General features: G+C 66.0%; 5 protein-coding genes. All 5 read left to right on the top strand.

What is annotated here, in order from left to right; translation table 11 throughout:
• Positions 1–2,395 (top strand): bifunctional transaldolase/phosoglucose isomerase (locus DU475_RS12800; RefSeq protein WP_164632351.1); only part of this gene is annotated, 2,395 nt, incomplete at its 5' end.
• Positions 2,396–2,582: 187 nt separating this feature from the next.
• Positions 2,583–3,623 (top strand): phosphogluconate dehydrogenase (NAD(+)-dependent, decarboxylating), encoded by a 1,041-nt coding sequence (gnd, locus tag DU475_RS12795; protein WP_164632350.1) that lies wholly within the window; start codon positions 2,583–2,585, stop codon positions 3,621–3,623.
• The gene (gene zwf / locus DU475_RS12790) at positions 3,620–5,134 is read left to right on the top strand and encodes a glucose-6-phosphate dehydrogenase (protein ID WP_047309763.1); all 1,515 of its coding nucleotides are present in this window, start codon (positions 3,620–3,622) and stop codon (positions 5,132–5,134) included. The genes gnd and zwf overlap by 4 nt, the downstream gene beginning before the upstream one ends.
• 3 nt (positions 5,135–5,137) lie before the next feature.
• Positions 5,138–5,878 (top strand): 6-phosphogluconolactonase, encoded by a 741-nt coding sequence (gene pgl, locus DU475_RS12785; RefSeq protein ID WP_013501479.1) that lies wholly within the window; start codon positions 5,138–5,140, stop codon positions 5,876–5,878.
• Positions 5,862–6,410 (top strand): gluconokinase, encoded by a 549-nt coding sequence (locus tag DU475_RS12780; RefSeq protein WP_164632349.1) that lies wholly within the window; start codon positions 5,862–5,864, stop codon positions 6,408–6,410. The genes pgl and DU475_RS12780 overlap by 17 nt, the downstream gene beginning before the upstream one ends.
• Positions 6,411–6,417: the final 7 nt, after the last annotated feature.

Below are 6,417 nucleotides of genomic sequence, written 5' to 3'. Positions count from 1 at the left end.
GCTCATATCCAAAGGCATCAGCGTCAACGTCACGCTGCTGTTCTCGCAGAAAGTCTACGTCCAGGTCGCTGAAGCCTACATCTCCGGCCTCGAAGCGCTGATCGCCTCCGGCGGCGATCCGGCGCACGTCGCCAGCGTCGCCAGCTTCTTCATCAGCCGCATCGACAGCGCGGTCGATGCGGCGCTCGACGACAAGATAGCCAAGGCCACCGATGCGTCGGAAAAGGAGCGGCTGGAAGCGCTGAAGGGCCAGGTGGCGATCGCCAATGCCAAGCTGGCGTATCAGGACTACAAGCGGTTGTTCAGCGGCGACCGCTGGGCCAAGCTGGAAGCCTGCGGAGCCAAGCCACAGCGGCTGCTGTGGGCCTCCACCGGCACCAAGAACAAGGCCTACAGCGACGTGCTGTACATTGAGGAGCTGATCGGGCCGGACACCGTCAACACTGTCCCGCCGACGACTCTCGACGCCTTCCGCGATCACGGCAAGCCGAAGGACAGTCTGGAGAAGGAGATCGACGAGGCGCGCGCGGTGATCAAGGGCCTTGCCAGCGCCGGGATCTCGCTCGACGCCATCACCGACAAGCTGGTCACCGAAGGCGTGCAGTTGTTTGCCGACGCGTTCGACAAGCTGCTGGGCGCCGTGGCGTTCAAGCGCGAGACCGTGCTGGCCGGCCGCGTCGGCAAGCAGACCCTGTCGTTGCCCGGCGAGCTCGCCGACAGCGTCAAGCAGCAGACCGAAGCGTGGCGCGCCGCCGGCAAGATCCGCAAGGTCTGGTCGCGCGACGCGTCGGTCTGGACCGATCACGACGAGGCCAAATGGCTGGGCTGGCTACAGGCGCCATCGGTCGCCAAGACCAAGCTCGTCGACTATCAAGACTTCGCCAAATGGGTGAAGAGCCAGGGCTTCACCGATGCGGTGGTGCTCGGCATGGGGGGCTCAAGCCTCGGCCCCGAAGTGATCGCGGAGACCTTCCCGCAGCAGGACGGCTTCCCGAAGCTGCACGTCCTCGACTCCACCGATCCGGCGCAGGTGCGCACCCTCGAAGCCAGCGTCAAGCTAGCCTCGACGCTGTTCATCGTCTCCTCGAAATCCGGCGGCACCACCGAGCCGAACGTGATGAAGGCCCACTTTTTCGCGCGCGTCACCGAAGCGGTCGGAGCCGATCAGGCCGGCCGCCACTTCGTCGCCGTCACCGATCCCGGTTCGTCGATGGAGAAAGTCGCGACCGAGCAGAAGTTCGCCAAGATCTTCCACGGCGATCCGACCATCGGCGGCCGCTATTCGGTGCTGTCGCCGTTCGGCCTGGTGCCTGCTGCCGCGGCGGGACTCGATCTTGCCAAGCTGCTGGACTCGGCGCTGGCGATGGTTCGCTCCTGCGGCGCCGACGTGCCGCCGCAGGAGAACCCGGCGGTGCAGCTCGGTCTGGTGCTGGGCTGCGCCGGGCTTGCAGGCCGCGACAAGGTGACGATCACCTCGTCGAAGGCGATCGCCGATTTCGGCGCCTGGGCCGAGCAACTGATCGCGGAGTCGACCGGCAAGGAAGGCAACGGCCTGATCCCGATCGACGGCGAGCCGCTGGCGGAGCCGTCGATCTACGGCAACGACCGGCTATTCATCGATCTGCGCACCGAAGCCGAAACCGACGCCGCGCACGAGTCGAAGCTCAGCGCGTTGGAAGCGGCCGGCCACCCGGTGGTCCGAATCGTGCTGAAATCCAGCGAGGCGATCGGTCAGGAGTTCTTCCGCTTCGAGCTCGCCACCTCTGTCGCGGGTGCGGTGCTCGGCATCAACCCGTTCGACCAGCCGGACGTCGAGAGCGCCAAGATCAAGACCCGCGAGCTCACCGCGGCATTCGAGAAATCCGGCGCGCTGCCGGAGGAGACGGCTGCGCTGTCGACCGCCGAGGTCGATCTCTACACCGACGCCGCCAATGCCGGCGCTTTGCGCAAAGCAGGTGCCGACAGCACGCTCGGCTCGTGGCTGAAGGCGCATCTGTCGCGCGTGAACAGCGGCGACTACGTCGCGCTGCTGGCTTACATCGAGCGCAACGCCACGCATATCGAGGCGCTGCAACAGATGCGGCTGCAAATCCGCGATCGCTGCCGGGTCGCGACCTGTGCCGAATTCGGCCCACGCTTCCTGCACTCCACCGGCCAGGCCTACAAAGGCGGCCCGGACAGCGGCGTCTTTTTGCAGATCACCGCCGACGATGCACCCGATCTGCCGGTGCCGGGCCAGAGCGCCAGCTTCGGCGTGATCAAGGCGGCGCAGGCGCGCGGCGACTTCGACGTGCTCACCGAGCGCGGTCGCCGTGCCTTGCGGGTCCACCTCAAGGGCGATCTCGGCGCCGGCCTGAAGATGCTGGGCGCGGCGATCGAACAAGCGTTGGCGTAGCAGCAGCCGGGGAATCCCTCCGGCCGAACAGGATCGTCATTGCGAGGAGCGAAGCGACGAAGCAATCCAGAATCCTCCATGCTGAGCCCTGGATTGCTTCGCCTTCGGCGCGCAATGACGGAGTAACCGCCTACAAACGTAGCCTCGCACGTCAAGCGAGGCACGGCTAAAGAGTGGAGACTTGCGGATGCAGATCGGCATGATCGGCCTCGGCCGGATGGGTGGCAATATCGTCCGGCGCCTGATGAAGGATGGCCATCATGCCGTGGTGTACGATCGGGATCCGCAAGCGATCGAGACGCTGACGCGCGAAGGCGCGACCGGCGCCAGCGGACTCGACGATCTGGTGCGCAAGCTCGACGCGCCGCGCGCGGTGTGGGTGATGCTGCCCGCCGGGCAGATCACCGAGACCACGATCGAACAGCTCGGCAAGCTGCTCGCCGCCGGCGACGTCGTGATCGACGGCGGCAACACCTTCTGGCAGGACGACATCCGCCGCGCCAAGACGCTGAGGGAGAGCAGCATCGATTATGTCGATGTCGGCACCTCCGGCGGCATCTGGGGCTATGAGCGCGGCTACTGCATGATGATCGGCGGCGATGAGCCGGTGGTCGACCGGCTCGATCCGATCTTCGCCACGCTCGCACCGGGCATCGGCGACATCCCTCGTACGCCGGGCCGCGAGAGCCGCGATCCCCGGGTCGAGCAAGGCTACATCCACGCCGGCCCGGTGGGCGCCGGCCATTTCGTCAAGATGGTCCACAACGGCATCGAATACGGCCTGATGCAGGCCTATGCCGAGGGCTTCGACATCCTCAAGAACGCGAGCAGCGACGTCCTGCCCGACGCTCACCGCTTCGATCTCGACATCGCCGACATCGCAGAAGTTTGGCGGCGCGGCAGCGTGATCCCGTCCTGGCTGCTCGACCTCACCGCCACCGCGCTGGCGAGGAACGACCAGCTCGATAATTACTCGGGCTTCGTCGAGGACTCGGGTGAAGGCCGCTGGACCATCAATGCGGCGATCGAGGAAGCCGTGCCGGCCGAAGTGCTCACCGCGGCGCTGTATGCGCGCTTCCGCTCGCGGCGCGATCATACATTCGCGGAGAAAATTCTCTCGGCGATGCGCGCCGGCTTCGGCGGCCACAAGGAGCCGCAGCAGCACCCGGAACCGGAGCAGCAGGCCGCCCCGCAGCAGAAACTGAAACCGACATCGGAGCGCGCGTGACCACGCAAGCCAACAGCAATCAGGTTCCCGACGGCTGCGCGTTCGTCATCTTCGGCGTCACCGGCGACCTCACCCACCGCCTGGTGATCCCGGCGCTGTACAATCTCGCCGAAGCCGGACTGCTGCCGGAAAAGTTCTGCGTCGTCGGCGTCACCCGCAAGGAGATGGCGAGCGACGATCTGCGCGAGAGCCTGATCCAGGGCCTGCGCAAATACGCCACCCGTCCGGTCGACGAAAAAATTGCGGATCAGCTTCTGTACTGCGTCACCGCGGTCAGTGCCGATCCGAGCGAACCGGATTCGTTCGACCGGCTGCGCGAGCGGCTCGAGAAGCTCGAGGCCAGCCGCAACACCGGCGGCAACAGGCTGTTCTATCTCGCTACCCCGCCGGATGCCTTCGCACCGATCGCGACCGAGCTCGGCCGCGCCAAGCTACTCGAAGAGATCAGCGGCGCATGGCGCCGGCTGGTGGTGGAGAAGCCGTTCGGCACCGACCTCGCCTCGGCCAAGGCGCTGAACGATCATCTGCTCGGCATCATCTCCGAGCACGAACTGTACAGGATCGATCACTACCTCGGCAAAGAGACGGTGCAGAACATCCTGGTGCTGCGGTTCTCCAACGGCATGTTCGAGCCGATCTGGAACAGGGAGCACATCGACCACATCCAGATCACCGTCGAGGAAAAGCTCGGCGTCGGCCATCGCGGCAGCTTCTACGACAAGACCGGCGCGCTGCGCGACATGGTGCCGAACCATCTGTTTCAACTGCTGTCGCTGGTGGCGATGGAGCCGCCCGCGCATTTCAACGCACACGGGGTGCGCTCGGCCAAGGCCGACGTGCTCGCGGCGATCCAGATCCAGAGTGAAGACGAAGCACTACGCAATTCGGTGCGCGGCCAATACACCTCGGGCAGGATCGGCGACACCGAAATTCCGGACTATCGCAGCGCCAAGGACGTCGAACCCGACAGCACCACCGAGACGTTCGCGGCGCTAAAGCTGTCGATCGACAATTGGCGTTGGGCCGGCGTGCCGTTCTATCTGCGCACCGGCAAGGCGCTGTCGGGCAAGCGCACCGAGGTCGCGATCAAGTTCAAGGAGGCGCCGTTCTCGATGTTCCGCTGCACCCCGGTGCGAGAATTGTCGCAGAACTATCTGGTGATCGGGATCGAGCCGGAGGAAGGCATCTCTCTCCAGTTCAACACCAAGGTGCCGGGTCCGTCGATCGCCATCGATGGCGTCGAGATGACGTTCCGCTACAAGGACTACTTCAAAGTGGCGCCGAGCAACGGCTACGAGACGCTGCTGCACGACTGCATGATCGGCGACAACATCCTGTTCCAACGCGCCGATGGCGTGGAGGCCGGATGGCGCGTGGTACAGCCGTTCCTCGAGGTCTGGAAGAAAGCCGGCGCCCACGGCCTGCAGATCTATCGCGCCGGCAGCGACGGCCCGGAGGACGCCGACGAGTTACTGGCCCGCGACGGCCGCGACTGGCGGAAACTGGGCTAGCCGATGCGCAGCCCCGATCATCACCTCGTGGTCGCGGCCGACGCCGACGCGCAAGCCCGGCTGGCCGCACAGCGGCTGATCGCGCGGATCGAACTGCATCACGATCGCCCGGCGATCTGCCTCACCGGCGGCTCCGGGCCGCAGCGGATGTTCGAACTGCTCGCAGGTGAATTCGAAAGCCGGATTCCGTGGCCGCGCGTGCACTGGTTCATCAGCGACGAGCGCTTCGTGCCGGAGAGCGATCCGCTCAGCAATATCGGCGCCGCGAGACGGGCATTCCTGGACGGGCGCGCGCCGCCGCAGAACGTCCACGCCATCCCCACCGACACCACGACGCCAGACGATGCGGCACGTCGTTACGAGGCCGAACTGAAGGCATTCTACGGCAGCGACGTGCTCGCAACCGATCGACCGTTGTTCGATCTGGTGCTCGGCGGCGTCGGGCCGGACGGTCATACGGCTTCGCTGTTTCCGGGGCGGCCGCAGCTTCAGATCGAGAGCCGCTGGGCCGCCGGCGTCGATACCGCCCCGGTGGAGCCGCTGGTGCAGCGCGTCACCCTCACTTTGCCCGCCCTCGCCTCCTGCGCCGAGATGCTGTTCCTGGTGCACGGGACTTCCAAACGCGACATCCTTGCCCGCGTGTTCGCCGGCGAGAATCTACCGTCCACCCGCGCCCGCTCACAGGGCGAGACGGTGTGGCTGGTGACGCAGGACGCGCTGCCGGAGAATGCCGGTGTCGCCTGAACCGATGGTTTCCGAGCCGCTGCCGCGCGCGCTGATCGTGATGGGCGTGTCCGGCTCCGGAAAGAGCACGGTCGGCGAAGCCCTCGCCGAGCGGCTCGGCTGGCCCTACGAGGACGCAGACGCCTATCATCCCGAAGCCAATGTCGCCAAGATGAGCGCTGGCCAGCCGCTCACCGACGACGATCGCTGGCCGTGGCTGCGTGCGATCGCCGCCGAGATCGATCGTGTCATCGCCGGCGGTGGCTCCATCGTGTTCGGTTGCTCGGCGCTGAAGCGCGCCTATCGCGACATCCTGGTGCATGGACGCGACGACATCCGCATCGTGTTTCTCGACGGCAGCCGCGAGTTGATCGGCGGCCGGATGGCGGCGCGCAAGAACCATTTCATGCCGGCCGGCCTGCTCGACAGCCAGTTCGCCACGCTGGAGCGCCCCGGCCCGGAAGAACGCCCGATCATCGCCTCAATCGGCGCGCCCGTTGAGGCGATCGTCGACGCCATCGTCGGTCAGCTTCCGACGTCGATCAGCGATTAGTTCAATG

Origin of the sequence: Rhodopseudomonas sp. WA056 (genome assembly GCF_010906995.1) — a bacterium.
GTDB lineage: Bacteria > Pseudomonadota > Alphaproteobacteria > Rhizobiales > Xanthobacteraceae > Rhodopseudomonas > Rhodopseudomonas palustris_G.
Note: the sequence above shows the minus strand (reverse complement) of the source record. Positions and strands in the feature narration are given on the sequence as shown.